Annotated in this window: 9 protein-coding genes; all 9 read right to left on the minus strand. The window is 67.4% G+C overall.

The features are described from left to right. On the minus strand, positions 1-783 hold the full coding sequence (locus AC1MHZ_RS17635) for a hypothetical protein (RefSeq protein WP_324818372.1): 783 nt from the start codon (positions 781-783) through the stop codon (positions 1-3). After that, the gene (locus tag AC1MHZ_RS17640) at positions 764-2452 is read right to left on the minus strand and encodes a GspE/PulE family protein (protein ID WP_482966727.1); all 1689 of its coding nucleotides are present in this window, start codon (positions 2450-2452) and stop codon (positions 764-766) included. Before AC1MHZ_RS17640 ends, AC1MHZ_RS17635 begins: the two co-directional genes overlap by 20 nt. A gap of 68 nt (positions 2453-2520) precedes the next feature. After that, positions 2521-3051, minus strand: coding sequence for a response regulator (locus tag AC1MHZ_RS17645; RefSeq protein WP_172403068.1), 531 nt, complete (start codon positions 3049-3051; stop codon positions 2521-2523). Positions 3052-3281: 230 nt separating this feature from the next. Then, positions 3282-3926, minus strand: coding sequence for a SurA N-terminal domain-containing protein (locus tag AC1MHZ_RS17650; RefSeq protein ID WP_324819095.1), 645 nt, complete (start codon positions 3924-3926; stop codon positions 3282-3284). 12 nt (positions 3927-3938) lie between these two features. Next, entirely contained in the window at positions 3939-5447 is a 1509-nt protein-coding gene (locus AC1MHZ_RS17655; protein WP_482966728.1) for a cytochrome c/ABC transporter substrate-binding protein, read from the minus strand. A 146-nt stretch (positions 5448-5593) separates the two neighbouring features. Beyond that, on the minus strand, positions 5594-6259 hold the full coding sequence (locus AC1MHZ_RS17660) for an SCO family protein (RefSeq protein WP_368829015.1): 666 nt from the start codon (positions 6257-6259) through the stop codon (positions 5594-5596). Continuing rightward, positions 6256-6924 (minus strand): SCO family protein, encoded by a 669-nt coding sequence (locus tag AC1MHZ_RS17665; protein WP_482966729.1) that lies wholly within the window; start codon positions 6922-6924, stop codon positions 6256-6258. The genes AC1MHZ_RS17660 and AC1MHZ_RS17665 overlap by 4 nt, the downstream gene beginning before the upstream one ends. Next, entirely contained in the window at positions 6921-8897 is a 1977-nt protein-coding gene (locus tag AC1MHZ_RS17670; RefSeq protein ID WP_084858991.1) for a cytochrome D1 domain-containing protein, read from the minus strand. Before AC1MHZ_RS17670 ends, AC1MHZ_RS17665 begins: the two co-directional genes overlap by 4 nt. 17 nt (positions 8898-8914) lie before the next feature. Beyond that, on the minus strand, positions 8915-14755 hold the full coding sequence (mnxG, locus tag AC1MHZ_RS17675) for a manganese-oxidizing multicopper oxidase MnxG (RefSeq protein WP_084858992.1): 5841 nt from the start codon (positions 14753-14755) through the stop codon (positions 8915-8917). Positions 14756-15099: the final 344 nt, after the last annotated feature.

The raw sequence follows: 15099 nt of genomic DNA on the forward strand, positions 1-15099 counted from the left end.
TCAGGCCACCGCCCGCCACATGGCGCACAACGGGTCATTCTCGGCGGCCGGCTGGCACAGCTGTACCGCTGCCAGCTGCGGCACGTCACCCCGGCCAGGCGCATGCAGGTACACCCGTGGCAGGTGTTCGCCATACAGCTCGCAGGTACGGTCGATCAATGCCTGCAAGGCCTGGTCGCTGTCGGCGCAGCCTTGGCTCAGCACCTGTTGCCAGGCCCCGCCGGCGGCCAGCAGCAACACGCTGCGCCGGGGCTCGGCCAGGACGAAGAGGAAGTCGCCCTCCTCCAGTTGCGCCGAACAGCTGTTGTAGGCGGCCATCAGGTACGGCTGCACCGAGCGCAGGACCAGGCGATTTTCCCGGCCCAGGGTCTTGAGTGCCTGCAGCAGTGCCTCGGGCAGCGCTGTGGCGATACGCGCGGCACCGGCCGCTTCCGGCGAAAGGACGATGCGCCAGTCGTCCAGCGGCTGGCCGTAGAGGTTCTCGAAGCAGGCCCGGGCATAGGCATCCAGCTCGCGCGGATGGCCGATGGCATCGCTCCAGGGCACCAGGCAGAAGCGGCTGTAGCGGGCCGACAGCAGCACCTGCAGCCGGGCACCACGGGACGCATGCTCGGCCAGCAGCTCGGCCAGGGCGGCGATGGCCGGCGCCCAGGCCGGTTGCCCGGCGTCGCAGGCGAATGCGCGGCTGCCCAGCCACTGGTGTTGGTTGGCGTGCCAGCGACCCAAGCCGACACCTTCGGCGCCGAGCACGGCGCAATAGCGATCAGGCGATAAATGTGACACGGTTGATCTCCTCAAGCGTGGTACGGCCCTCGCGGACCAGGTCCAGGGCAGATGCGCGCAGCAGCCGCAGGCCGCGCTGGCAGGCCAGCGCCTTGATCTGCGACAGGGGGCGGCGCTCGACGATCATCTGCCGCAGGTCGTCATCCAGGTGCAGCAGTTCGGCAATGGCGCTGCGCCCGCGGTAGCCGCTGCCGCGGCACTGGCCGCAGCCTTGGGCGCGGACGAAGGACCAACCGGCGACGCCTTCGCGGGTCAGCCCGGAGGCGGTCAGGGTTTGGTCGTCCGGCTCAGCACCGACTGCACAATGCGGGCAGACCAGGCGGATCAGGCGCTGGGCCAGCACGGCGTTGAGCGCCGAGACGAAGCTGTAGGGGTCGACCTGCATCTGGCTGAAGCGGCCGATCACATCGAAGACGTTGTTGGCATGGATGGTGGTGAACACCAGGTGCCCGGTGAGCGCCGACTGCACGGCGATCTGCGCGGTGTCCGGGTCGCGGATCTCGCCCACCAGGATCTTGTCCGGGTCGTGGCGCAGGATCGAACGCAGGCCACGGGCGAAGGTCAGGCCCTTCTTCTCGTTGACCGGGATCTGCAGCACGCCGGGCAACTGGTACTCCACCGGGTCTTCGATGGTGATGATCTTGTCCATGCCATGGTTGATCTCGCTGATCATGGCGTAGAGGGTGGTGGTCTTGCCGCTGCCGGTGGGGCCGGTGACCAGGATCATGCCGTAGGGTTCGGCGGCCAGCCGGCGCAGGGCCTGCAGGGTGTGTTCGGCAAAGCCCAGGGCCTGCAGCTGCACGCCACTGACCCGGTCGGACAAGTCCTGCTTGTCGAGCACCCGCAACACCGCGTCCTCGCCGAAGATGCTCGGCATGATCGAGACGCGGAAGTCGATCTGGCGCTCGCCCAGGGCGACCTTGAAGCGGCCGTCCTGGGGCACGCGCTTCTCGCCGATGTCCAGTTCGGCCATGACCTTGATGCGCGAGATCACCTGCTCGGCAAACGCGCTGCCGCTGGCCTTGCCGGCACCGTTGAGCACGCCGTCGATGCGGTACTTGATGGTCAGGCCCTGGCCGGTCATACCCAGGTGAATGTCGCTGGCATGCTGCTTGAGGGCATCGTAGAGGGTGGCGTTGACCAGCTTGACCACCTTGCTCTGGTCTTCACTGATGCTGGCCAGGGACAGGCGCTGCAGCGGGTCGGTCTCGCTGCCCGGCTCGGCGTCGTGCTCCAGGGCATCGACGGCATGGAAGCTCTCCTCCTGGCGGGCCAGGAAGGTGGCGATGTCGGCGGCCTGGGCCAGGTACAGCGGCGCTCCTTGCAGACATTCGTCGATCCAGGCCAGGCGGGCGTGGTCGAAGGGGTCGGCGAACACGCCGATGATCTGGCCCTGGTGCTGCACCAGGACGAATTCGCGTTTCAGGCACAGGGCCAGGCTGGCCCGCTCGAACAGCGGGGTGCTGGCCAGCAGCGCCTGGCTGTCGAGCACCGGGTAGTGCAAGGTGGCGCCCAGGCGCCGGGTGAACGTGGCCGGCTCGTCGCAGGCCAGGCGGGCCAGGCAGTCGAGCAGGCGTTCGTCACTAGCTTGGAGACGGGCCTGGGCAAGCAATTCGCGGGAATAGCCCGTGGCAGGGATCGGGTTGGCTGCAACAGAGGCTTCTGACATGGCCTGCGACTCCGCTCAGGGGCGCGTCGCAGGCTGGCTCGGGGATGCCGGGGTGGCCGCGGGCGCCGCTATTCCCCGTTGAGCAGGTCGTCGTCAGGTGCGGGCGGCCTGGTGCCGTTGCGTCGGCGGTCGGCCAGTACCCAGCTGCCATCGTACATCTGCAGGGGGAACGTCTGGTTCCTGTTCTGGCGTCGTTCGACGAAACCCTCGGCCTGTTGCTCCGCTGCCCGCGGCTGACGCTCCGTGCCGGTCAGGTCGGATACCGCGCGGGCCAGTTCCAGCAACGGGAACGGCTTGAACAGGACATGGGTCACGCCAAGTGTGGCGGCCCGCTCACGGACCTCGGCGGTCGGGTGGGCGGTGATCAGCACGAAATAGCACTGCCTGTTCCTGCGCACGGTCTCCAGGACCTGGAACCCCTCCATGTCGGGCAAGCGGTAATCCAGCACGATCACGTCCGGTGCCAGGCTTTGAGCCTGGGCGATGCCACTGGCACCGTCGTGGGCGACATGGACTTCCAGGCCTTGCGTCTGCAGGTAGGCCTGCAGGTTTTGCGCAAGGGTCTGCTCGTCATCGACTACCAATACTGTGTTCACCAAGGTCGACTCCCAAGAACTGCCCGGTTACCCGGTCTCTGGAGTTCAGCCTTGTACAGGCTTGAGCATCCTTCGTGCCAGGCGTGAATAGTCATGTCGCACCACTGTAAGTCGTTGATTCCATTAGGCCACCCAACGGGTGGCGGCAGGCTCTCCCCAAATACGGGGAAACTGATGGCATTTGGCCCCCTGCGTTATTCCCCAGGAGTGGGGAAAAGGCAACGCCAGGTGTCTCAGTCATCCGCTCGTTCAACCTTCGCCCCTTCGCGCAGGCGCTGGCGCACCGATTGGCGTGCCTGGGCCTGCAGCTGGCCGACGAGCGCAGCCCTGGCCCACACCAGGCCCTGCTCACGTTCGACCGGGATCTCACGCGTTTGGTTCTGCATCCCTTGCATACGTTCCTTGTTGGCTAGATAGAAGGCCTCGACCTGTGCCTCGGTGGGCTCGTCGATGGCCGTGAGCTGGGCATACACCTGTTGCGCGGCCATCTCGTGACGAGTGTAGTCGGCGTACCCGGCCCTATCGAAGCCGGCATCGGCCAGACGGCGTTCGAACACCGCGGGGTTGCCGAAGGCCTGTTCGACTTCACCGACCCGCGCCGACACGGTTTCGTCACTGACCACGATGCCACGACGCTGGGCTTCCTGCCACAACAGTTCCTTGTCGATCAGCTCGTCCAGGGCCTGGTCGCGCAGGCGCTTGTACAGGGTCGGGCTGCGGATGCTGGTCAGCGCCCGCCCCTGGTCCTGGAGGTACTCGGCGAAGTAGCGCTCCAGGCGCGTGACACTGATTTCCACGCCATTGACTCGCGCCGCGGCGAGGTCCGCCTGGCTGACCGGGGCCAGGCCCAGCAGCAGGCACAGCAAGAGGATTCGCATGGCAACCTCCGTTCAAGGTGTGTCCGGCATCGCGCGATACGCCGCCGCGGTATGGAACTGCGGACCGGGCAGCGTCACTTGCACCACATGGGCCCCGACCAGGCCTTGGCGCCGCCCCGGGCCGAAACCCAAGGCCGGGGTCAGGCCGGTCTCGACGTCATGCAGCCCTTCCAGGGCCTGTACCAGCTGTTCGCGGCTGGCGTCGCGGCCCACCTGCCTGAGGGCCTCGGTGATCAGCACCAGGGCGCACCGGGTGCTGACCTGCAACGACGCCTGGCGGCCGTCCAGGCCTTGGCGCTCACGCAGCCCTGCCAGGGTGACGAGCCCTTGTGGCGTCCAGTCCGCCGGGACGAAGGGATAGGCCAGGAACACGCGCTGGGACCACTGCGCCGGTAGGTTCGGCAAGGCGCCGGCGACCTGGCTTGAGGCAGCGAATAGGTAGGGTGTGCGTCCGGCCGCCTGCAGAGCCGTCGCCAGCTCGGCAAATGCCTGGGCGCGGCCGAGGAAGACGATGCCCTGGCCCTGCACCGCCTGGCCAGCGAACGCCTGCACAGGGCCCGGTGCCCAGCCTGCGGCCAGCAAGCGCTGGCGCACGGCGCGGGCTTGCGCGGCCTGCTCCGGCCCGGCATAGACCACCTGCAACCCCTCAGGCGGCAGGCCCAGGCCGGCCCGGGCATGCCCGGCCAGGCTCAGCAACTGCTCGGGCAGGCCGGGCAAGGGGTCGAATATCTGTGGGCTGGCGCCGCTGCGGGGCGTGCTGCCGACCAGCGGCACACCGCGTCGTTCAAGTGCTGCGGCCAGCTCGTCGTCGAGCATGGGGGCCAGCGGGCTGACCAGGGCGAAGACCTGTGCCTGGTCCAGCAGACTGCCCAGCGCCTGCCTGGCGCCTTGCGGGTCGCTGCCGGGGTCGCGCACCACCAGTTCCAGACGCCGCCCATGAATACCGCCCTGCTGGTTGAGTTGCGCCAGGCCATCCTCCAGTACCGCGCGCACCACCCTGCCCGCCTCGGCCAGCGGCCCGCTGGCCGGCAGCAGGGTGCCCAGGCGCAGCACGTCCGGCTCGACGCCGGGGTCGCGTTCCTCGCCCAGGCGCTTGAGGTAGGCCGTGAGGTTACGCTGGTCGGCCAGGGTCAGTTCGAAGCGCGGCATGGCCGGGTCCAGGCGGTTGCCCGCCGGGTCCAAGCCCTGCTGAATGGCCCGGGCCAGGCTGGCCTCGGCATAGGCCGGGTAGCGCCTGCCATTGGCCTGGCGCTCGCCCTGCCCCATGGCCAGGCGCTGCCAGTCCAGGTTTGGCGGGCGCACTCCACCCTCGGCGCGGCCACGCCCGTCATTGCCATGGCAGCTGGCACAAGGCAGTACACTGGCCGGCACGCTCATGTCGCTGGCACCTACCCGGGCCAGCAACTGGGCATCGCTGCTCGACAGGCCTTCGCGGTACAGGCGCTTGCCGGCCTGTTCCTGCTCGGTCAGGTCCAGGGCCACGGCTGCGCCGGACAGCAGCAACCCCAGGCACAAGGCCAACCACGCCCCTGTAGGAGCGGCCCAGTGTCGCGAACCAGGCAACCGGGTTGTGCCCGGTTGACCACAAGTGCAGGCTTTGCGGTCGCTTCGCGCCCGTTCGCGGCACAAGGCCGCTCCTACAAGGGATGTGTACAGGCTCATGGCACTCACCGGCCTGCCAGGGGTTGGGCCAGCAGTTGCATGCGCTGGGCGATGGCCGCGGGCGGTGCGTCGGGGCGGATCTTGCTCCAGCGCTTGCCGGCCACGTCGCCGGCGATCAATTGCGTGGAATGCTGCTCGGGGCTGGGCAGGAACTGCCCCAGGCGGCCCAGCACCAAATCGACATTGGCCTTGTCACCGGTCAGGAACAGCCAGTTCGACCCGTCCACACCCTGTTTGCGGGCGAAGGCCTTGAGCGCGGCCGGCGTGTCGTTGAGCGGGTCGCTGCTGATGGATACGAAGGTCACCTGGCTCGCCAGCTCCGGCCCCATGGCCTCGCGCACTTCGCGCAGCTTGCGAGTGATCAACGGGCAGGCGTCGTTACAGTGGGTGAAGATGACATTGAGCATCACCACCTTGTCCTTGAGCACATCACTGTAGAAACGCAGCTCGCGGCCATCCTGGTCCTTGAGCACAGTGTCGGTGAACCAGGCCTGTGCATCCCGGGTACCGCTGCCGCTGACCATCGGCTGCGGCGCCGGTTGCGGGGCCGGCCCGGCCGGGGCATGGCCTTCGTGGGCCATGGCCACCGAGGCGAGGATCCACAGGCAGCCGACCAGGGTCAGCCAGTCAAGGCCGCGCATGCCGATACGGCGGGTGTTGGTGGTGCTCATGGCTGTCCCTCCTGCTGGCGATCCGGCCCGCCGGCGATGGCGGTACTCTTGGCGTGTACACGGCGAGCGCTGAGGCGGTTGATCTCGGCGATCAGCACGGCCGGGTCGGTGAAGCCGTAGTAGCGTGTCCAGTGGCCGCTGCGCCCGTCACCCACAAGGATCAGCGGCGGGTGCTGGCTCAGGTCGGCGCTGAAGCTGCCCAGGCCCTTGAGGGTCTCGGTGATGGCGTAGGGCGAGCCGGTCAGCCAGCTCCAGCCCGGGCCATGCTGAAACGCCTTGGCGTAGCCGAGCAGGCGCTTGGAGTCGTCGCGCTGCGGGTCGACGCTGATCGACACCAGCTGGATCTCCTCGCCGACCCGCCCGCCCAGTTGCTGCTGGACCTTGGACATGATCGACGACACCACCGGGCAGACCGTGGTGCAGCTGGTGTAGATGAAGCCCATGACCACCAGGCGGTCGCCCACCAGGTCCTTCTCCAGGCGCACCGGCATGCCGTCCTGATCGAGCAGCGAGACATCGGCAAAGCGCACGCTGGCCTTCTCCTGGCGGGCCGCCGGCGGTTGCGGGGCATGAGCGCTGTGGTCATGCCCGGCATGGGCCTGGGCCAGGTGGCTGGTCATCAGCAGGCTCAGGGCGATCAGGTTGCAAGCGAGCTTGGCGTTCATCGCACACTCCTTGGGTTCCCTTGGGAAGCGGTAGAGGCTGCGGCCGGCAGGACACGCAGGCTGGTGTAGTTCTCTTCAGCGAAGGTACGGCCAAGGGTCGGCGACTGCACATGCAGGTACCAGGCACCGGCCTCGGCCAGTTGCAACGAGCCCTGGTACACGCCGTCGCCCACTTCTTCGAGCGGCAGGCTGCGAGGCATCGAGGACGGCGCCAGGAAGTAGCGCAGGCTCAGGTCACGCAGGCCCAGGCGCGGCTCGCCGTTGTCGTCGAGGATGCGCACCCGCGCGACGAATTCGCTGTGCTGCAAGGCCGGCTGGCCGTTGCCGAGGAACTGGGCGTGCACGCCCTTGCGCTTGGGTGCATCCGGCGATGCCGCCACGCTGGTGCTGAAGCAATGGATGATCTGCGGCTGGTTGAGCAGAAAAGCCACGTCGAAGCTGCCCGCCGCCGGCAGCTTCACCGTCGAGCCGTACACCCCAGGGGCCAGCTCGCGCAAGCTGCGGTCGATGACGATGGCGGCACGGGCCTGGTGGCCACGGTTGTTATAGCCGGACATCGGCGCATTCATGCCTTCGGCATAGAAATAGGTGGTGTTGTCCACCGGGTTGACCACGAACACCGAATTGTCGTCGCGGGCAACCGACAGCCCTTGGGCCAGCGGCAGGTCGCCGGCCTGGCGAGGCGCCGCGGGGCCTGCCTCGAAGCCCTGGACGATCGGCTCGCGCCCTGCCCCGAGGCTCGACAGGTTGATCATGCTGACTTTCGGCGAGGCCAGGCCACGCACATAGGCATAGCCTTTGGTGAAGGTCAGCTGGTACGGCTCGGCTGCCACCGGGATACGGTGGATCAACTGATCGTTGCTGGCATCGATCACCAGGGCCTGGTTCTCCAGGGTGTTGAGCACGATGCCGTAGCGGCCGTCGTCGCTGAACTGCATGGGCCCAAGGCCAGGCTCGGCCTTGACCGTATGGCGCAGCTGGTGGCTGCGGGCGTCGATCACCCGGACCGTGCCCTCCTTGCCATCGGCCACGTAAACCGCCTGGGACAATGCCGAATAGGCCACCGACAGCGGGTGCGGGCCGACCTGCAGGGTCTTGGCCAGGCGCATGTCGGCGGCGTCGATGATGCTCAGGGTGCCTGCGTCGCGGTTGCTGACGAAGGCATAGCGCGAGTCGTTGCTGAAGGCGATCTCGTGGTGCCCGGAGCCGGTGATGAACGACTTGAGCATGCCGCGGCTGGGCACATCGATCACGGTGACCCCGCCCTTGGCCGGGTCGCTGCTGTTGTTGCCCACCCACAGCCGGCGCTGGTCCGGTTGCAGGGCCACACGCAGCGGCTGCTCGCCCGCCTCCAGGTTGGCCACGCGGGTGAAGGTCTCGGTGTCGATCACCGCCACCTGGCCCTGGTCAGGCATGGAGACGAACACCTGCTTGTCATCGCCGGTGGCCACCCAGTCCATGGGCCGGCCCGGCAGGTCGATACGGGCCAGCGTGCTGGTCACCCCGCCCACCGAGACCGTGGGGTCGATCACCGTCAGGCTGGGGTCCTTGTTCAGCACCAGCAGGAAGTAGCTGTTGAGATCGAGCAAAGGGCGCGCGCCGATGCTGCTCTTGAGGAACAACGCCACCCGCGCCTTGCAGCTGCTGTCGCGGTCGCCGGCCGGGGCCGACTGTGCCGGGTCCAGCCAGGCCCCCGGGGCCATGCCCGAGAGCGGCTGGCCGCTGGCCTGGTCGCTGACCTTGAAGCGGATGTTGGCGAAGCTGCCCTCGCGCAACGCGCCACCGTCCAGGGGCCGCGCCTCGAACTCCACGGTCACGCCATCGCGGCTGAGCCGGTGCAGGCCCTGCGGGTCCGCAGGCTCCTGCAGCAGCTCGCGGGGGTCGCACCAGAGCTTGTCGTAAGCAAGCCCCAGCCCGATCAGCGCCACCCCCAGCATCACCCCCAGGTACGCCGGACGATTCTTCTTGTTCATGCGCGTTCCCCCTTCTCTCATTGCGCCGGGGCGGTGGCCGGTGGCGCTTCGTTGGTGACCCGCAGGATGCCCCACAGCCCCGAGAGGTTGCCGTAGGCGCCATAGTCGCGGAACAGGTAGTCCCCCGGCACGGCGTTGGCCCCACCGGCGCTGGGCAGCATGAAGCTGAAGTGCGCGGCCGGCAGCACGCTTTCCTGGGAACCCACGTACATCGCCATCGGGTTGTAGCCAAAGCGCACCGAGCCGATGCCAGGCAGCCCCAGCGGGTAGCCATCGACGTCGCTCTTCTCGGCCTGATAGGCATGCAGCGGCCACAGGTGCCCGTCGAGCTGGTAGATCATGCCGCGGCTGCCACCGCCAGGCATGAGCACATGGCTGCGCAGCGGCTGGCCAGGCTTGGCCCAGAGCACCGGGGTCTGCGGGTCGCCGCCGACCAGGTCGTTGCTGTAGGCCATGTGGGCATTGGGCACGTCACCGAAGCCCAGGCCTGCGGCGCGGCCGAACGGCGAGTCGGGCGCCATGCCAAAGCGCAGCCACAACGGTTCGGTCTTGTAGTTGACCGCCATGTTGCCGTTGTCCTGCGGGTCGGCAGCCGCGCCGTTGCCCTCGGTATTGATGCCCTCCACCGGCCGGCCATCGGCCCAGCGCATGTTCAGTGCGCGTTGCCACACCGTGACGAAGTCGCGGTACTCCGGCTGCCCGTTGGCCTTGACCGTGGCCTGGGCACGGCTGGCGCCGTCCTCGGTCCAGGTCGCACCCTGGGGCAGGATGCTCATGGCCCCCACCAGACCCTTCTGCGGCTGCTTGATCAGGTCCGCCGGGGTTAGGTTCAGGCCGCCGAACTCGATGGCGGTAGTGTTGATGTTGTCCACCGTGCGCCCCAGTTGCAGCACCGGCTTGCCTTCACGCTCCAGGTGGCCGGCGTAGTACTGGTACACCTTGGTCGGGTAGGCGCCGCTGTTGCCGGCCCGGGGCGGTACGGTCTGCACCGGGTTCAGGCCCACGTTGGTGCCATCGGACTTGGTGATGTCGTAGGCCAGCAGTTGGGCGTGCAGGCCGACATGGCTGGACGGGCGCATCTGGTTGTTGTTGAAGGCCGTGGAACCCTCGCTGTCGTTGCGGTCGCGCTTGACCACGCCGTGCATCACCGCGGTGCTGGCCAGGTCCGGCATGACCAGCGGCAGGCGGTTCTCCAGGGTGATGCTGATGCAGTCACCGGCGTTGGCCCGCAGCACCAGCGGCTCTACCGGCACCCCAGGCTTGAGCTTGCCGGTGGTCGGGTCGAGGTCGGCCTTGCGCACGTAGAGGATCGCGGTCGGATCGTGCAACGGCGCGCTGTGGCCACCGATGGTGAAGGTCTCGCCATCCTCCGGGTCGACCCCGCTGACCAGCGGGATGCTGGTGCTGCGGCTGTTGAACACCAGGGTGCCACCATTGGCCTTGAGCGGGCCACCGACGTGCTGGCCGACCCCGCCCGGGTCGGCGATGCTGACCCCGTGGCGGTTCTCCAGGATGTCGTTGGCCAGCGCCGCGACCACTTCATAGTTGCGCTTGACCGTCGGCCGGCTGCCGATGCCGGTGGCGTTGGCAGTGGTCTTCGGGCAGATGCCGTCGAACGCCACGGTGTTGCGCATGGCCACCGGCTGCGGGTTGTTCGGCAGCGGGAACAGGTCCGGGCGTTGGGCGGTGTAGTTGCGCATGATGCCCCAGATGCCGTTCCAGTAGCCCTCCAGGGCCGCATCGAGGGAATACAGGTAGTCGCCGTTGGTGGCCGCCGAGCTGGAGATCATCGAGACCGGCGCCATGAAGCCCAGTTGCTCGGAGATGCCGACCATCTGCGAGGATTTCCACCCCGAGTTGGAACTGTTGCCGAAGCCGGAGCCGTTCTGCAGCCACTTCACGCCGTGCAGGGTGACGTTGTGCTCCTCTTCATGGCCGCCGGCATGCATGCGCAGCCGCACGTTGTCGCCCGAATAGGTGCGCAGCATCGGCGTGAACGGGTCGCCCGGCTCGGTGCCCAGGTTGACGTGCGGCGGGAACAGCGTGGTGCCTCCGGTCGGTCCGACCGCCGAGGTGATCGCTGACGGTGCCAGGTTCATCGCCGGGATGGCGCGGTCGGTACGGGTCTGCAGGGCATAGGCCAGGTCACCGCCCAGGCCGTCGGCCTGCATGCCACGCTTGCCGTCCGGACCGACCTTGTTCGGGTCGAACACCCGCAGGGCCAACGGCTCGTTGCGGTAGTTGACGACGAACATGCCCGGGTCATCCACCGAGATCGCCTGTGGGCACGGGCGGCTCGGGCAACCCGGGGCCAACCCGCCACGGGACTCGACGATGGCTTCCAGCAGGTTGGAGGCCTTCTGCCGTACGGGTGGGTTGATGGCGTAGCGGAAGCTGTCGGCGGTGGCCGGGTAGGCCTGGGCGTCCGGCTTGCCGTCGGGGCCGGCGCCTACGTATACGCCGGCCTCGTAGGCATGCTGGAAGTCGCTGTACTCGAGGAAGAACTCGCGGTAGCTGTCGTTCTTGCCATCGCCGTCATGGTCGCCGGTCTGGATCACCGCCTGCCACGAGGTCGGCCCGCCATCCTGGCGAGTGGCCGGGTTGTACAGCTTCTCGCCGGTCTCGGCGTGGTACCAGGTGGAGCCGGCAGGCTCGGCCAGCACGGTGGCGTACAAGCCCAATTGCTGGTGGGTCGATGGGCCGAGGTGGTCGTGGGTGAAGATGGTGCCCAGACCGCGGTCGACGTTGTGCACGTTGACCAGCGGGTCGGCGAACCAGCGTTGCATGGCGGTGCGTGCACCGAGCCAGTCGGCCCGGCCGAAGCGGCCGAAGTACGGGTGTTGCTTGGCTTTCGGGCAGGCCGCGGTGCCATCGCGCGGGTCGCCTTCGGTGCAGCCGTTGAAGCTGCGGATGGCCTGGATCCGCTCGACCACACTGCCAGGCGAGAGGATGCCGTCTTCATAGTTCCAGCCGTTGGCGGCACCGTCGGCAGCGGTCAGGTCCCACTTGGGCAGGTGGATGTGCTGACCAATCACATCGGTGGGGGTACGGACCTGGTAGTCGTCCATTTCATAGAACGACGGGATCAGGTTGGTGTGCTGGTACATGGTGCAGTCGAAGGTGTTCATGCGCATCACCAGCGGCTCCGGTGGGCGCTGCTTGGTGATCACCGGCCAGGCGTCCTCCCACAGGGCCAGGATGCGCGCCTGCGGGAAGTGGTAGCCGACCTTGTTGTACACCGCATCGAACTGGATGTTGGCGCCTTTGTAGATGCGTGGGCGGTCGGCGGTGAAGGTCGAGCCGCCACGGAAGCTGATGCCGCTCAGGCTTTCCCCACTGAAGAACTCGCCCACGCCCGAGGACTGGGTCAGGCGCTTGCCACGGTCGTCCATGCACGGTTCGTAGTACGGGGCACCGGCCGTCGGCAGTGCACCATTGGTGCGGAAGTTGCGTGGCACCGGCTCGCTGCCCGGAATCAACGCGTAGCTTGGGTGCTCGGCCTGGGCGTGGAACTGCATCGCCGCCTGTTCGACATCGGTGCCTTCTTCAGGGAGGTAGATCGGCTTGGCCTTGTGCACCACCTTGGAGAAATCCAGCTTGGTGGTGGTGGTCACCGCCTCGCCTCCGGCGGAGACGCCATCGAGCACGTGGCGGCCCAGGCCACCGTCCCAACCATCGACCTGGTTGGGGTCGAGGTTGGCCCACAGGGCCTTGCCGCTGTTCTTCAGTTGCTGGGCCAGGGCCGGGTCGAGCATGTCCAGCGGCGGGGTCGGTGGGCGCTGGCCGACGCTGGTTTCCATGCCGCCGACCCAGAACGGATAGCCGGGGTTCTTCAGGCTGCCGTCTGCATTGCGGTTGCTCTCACTGCGGTCGACCAGGGCCAGGGAGCCCACGGCACGCGGCGCGGCGGCCTCGTCCAGATGATCGTCATCGCCCTCCTCGGCTTCATCGTCGTCATGCTCGGCGACCAGGGTCTCGGCCAGCTTCGGTACCACCGTGACCTTGCCGGGCATCGGTGCCATGGCCTTGCCAGGCAGGGGCACGATCGCCGGGATCGGTGTACCGGCGACGATCTCGCCATCCGGCAGGGCCCGGGCGCCGATCGCGGGCTTGCCACTGCGCAAGGCGAACGGGGTGCTGTGGAAGCCTTCCTCGGTCTGCCCGCTTACCTCCAGACGCGTGCCCTCCTCGAACACATCGTGGACCCGCCACATGGCCCACATACCTTGGGCGAAGTGCGGATAGAAGTGGCAGTGATAGATGGCATCGCCCGCCACCCGGTTGCGGTTGCCCGAACCGCCGTTGGCGATCTCATAGGTGTAGCCGCCGCCGGCACCGATGCCCTGGGCGTCGATGTAGTCGGAGTTGTCATCGTTGGGGTTGAACAGCCACTGGTGGCCGTGCAGGTGGAAGATGTGCTGCTCATGGCCATTGTGGGTATTGCGGAACTTGGTGAAGTCCCCGATGTAGCTGTGGTGTACGTTGGACGGCTCCGACGGGTACAGGGCCATGTTGGCCTTGACCCCCACCGCGCTGGCCGGTGGCGTCTCGCCGGGGCGGATCTGCTCCAGGCCGACGTTGGCCGGCACGTCCACCAAGGTACCGACATCGCCCACGGTGTGGGCGCTCAGGAAGAACTCCTCGTAGGCGCAAGACAAGCAGTCATGCATCGGCCCCACCCCCAGGCGGTTGGCCACCACCTCGGCGCCCATGCCGCCGGAACCGTAGTTGATCATGAACGAATCCCGGGCCGGCTCCAGCACGTGGCCCATGACCGGATCGGCCCAGTAGCCGGGGAAGGCCTGGGTCACGGCCACTTCGTCGGCGAACTGCGAAGCGAAATCGCGGAAGGCGTCCAGGCGGTTGGGTAACGCCGGGTTGCGCTTGCCGATGGATTCGAGTGGGTAGGTCGAAGGTGGGAAGCTGCCGTCGGGGTTGGGGCCCATGACGATGGCGTCGGTCTCGCTGTTGACGATCTCGTTGCCGTCGACCATGGCGATGATCGGTTTGCCGGCCTTGCCTTCAGCGATCCACGGCTGGGCCTGTGGGTAGCGGGCCTCGTAGTCGACCACAGGCTGGCCGGTGGCGGTACGGCCGGTGGTGGCCAGGCGCATTTCTTCTTCGGTGAGGGTGTTGCGGTAGGTACGCCCGCCCTTGGGCACCACCACCACCTGGCCGAACAGGCCGTTGGCGACATTGCCCGCGGTACCCTCGCCACCAAAGGTGGCGCCCTTGCTGGTGGCGGCGAAGGCGCCTTCGCGCTCGGCATAGAGGGTGTAGCTGCGGGTATTGCCGGGGGCCACCAGGAAGTTGCCGTTGCGCCCGGTGTTGGCAGCGATGTCGCTGATGCCGTTGACGGCCTGCATGCCGTTGACCTGGAAACCCACATGGCGGTCTGCGACCTGCTGGTCGGCGATCACCGGCTCGCCCAGTGGGTTTTCCACTTCGAGCTCTTCGCCTTCGACGTCGGTCTCGATATGGTCGATGCCGTGCTTGTTGGGGTTGGCCTGGTAGGCCAGCAGGTTGGTGAGGTTTACCGTCAGGCAGTCACCGGCGGCCACCCGCAGCACGATCGGCCGCGGGCGTTTGTCCGGGCGGAGGGTGACCTTGCCGGGGACCGCCGCGCCGCCCTGGTTCAGGGGCACCAGCTTGTCGTCGACCACATCCTGGCGCAAGGCGAAGATCATGCCGTTGGCGTTCTGCGCGCCAAGGCGGTTGAACATCAGCGGCTGGTCCAGTGCTACCACATTGGCCACCAGCGTACGCTGGCATTGCACCGCCGCCTCGCTAGTCGCCTGCCAGCCCAGCAGGGCCAGCACGAGTGAAGACAGAACAGAGCCTTTGAGCGGGGTCATCATGCTGCACCTCCGGGGGGACACAGGTTCTCTGCGTAGGGCCGGAGCAAGCGGCATGCCACAAATATTTCTCCTGTTTTTCAACAGGTTACATTCGCATTCAAAACGGATTGGGGAGGATTCCCCAGCGGATTCCCCGAAACGGGGGTACGGCTTGGAGCTCGCTTGTTCTTTCCTGCTCTTGCTCTTGCTCTTGCTCTTGCTCTTGCTCTTGCTTTTCCTGCGCGATAGTCCAGGCGCCGCCAAACGCGACTTCAGGAGGCCGAGTGGAGGCATTACGGAGGTGGGTGCCGGGCATGGATGCCCGGCAAGCGGCGCAGGGCCATGGATGGCCCTTCGCCGCGCCC

The sequence above is a fragment of the Pseudomonas sp. FA-1 genome, from assembly GCF_056856075.1.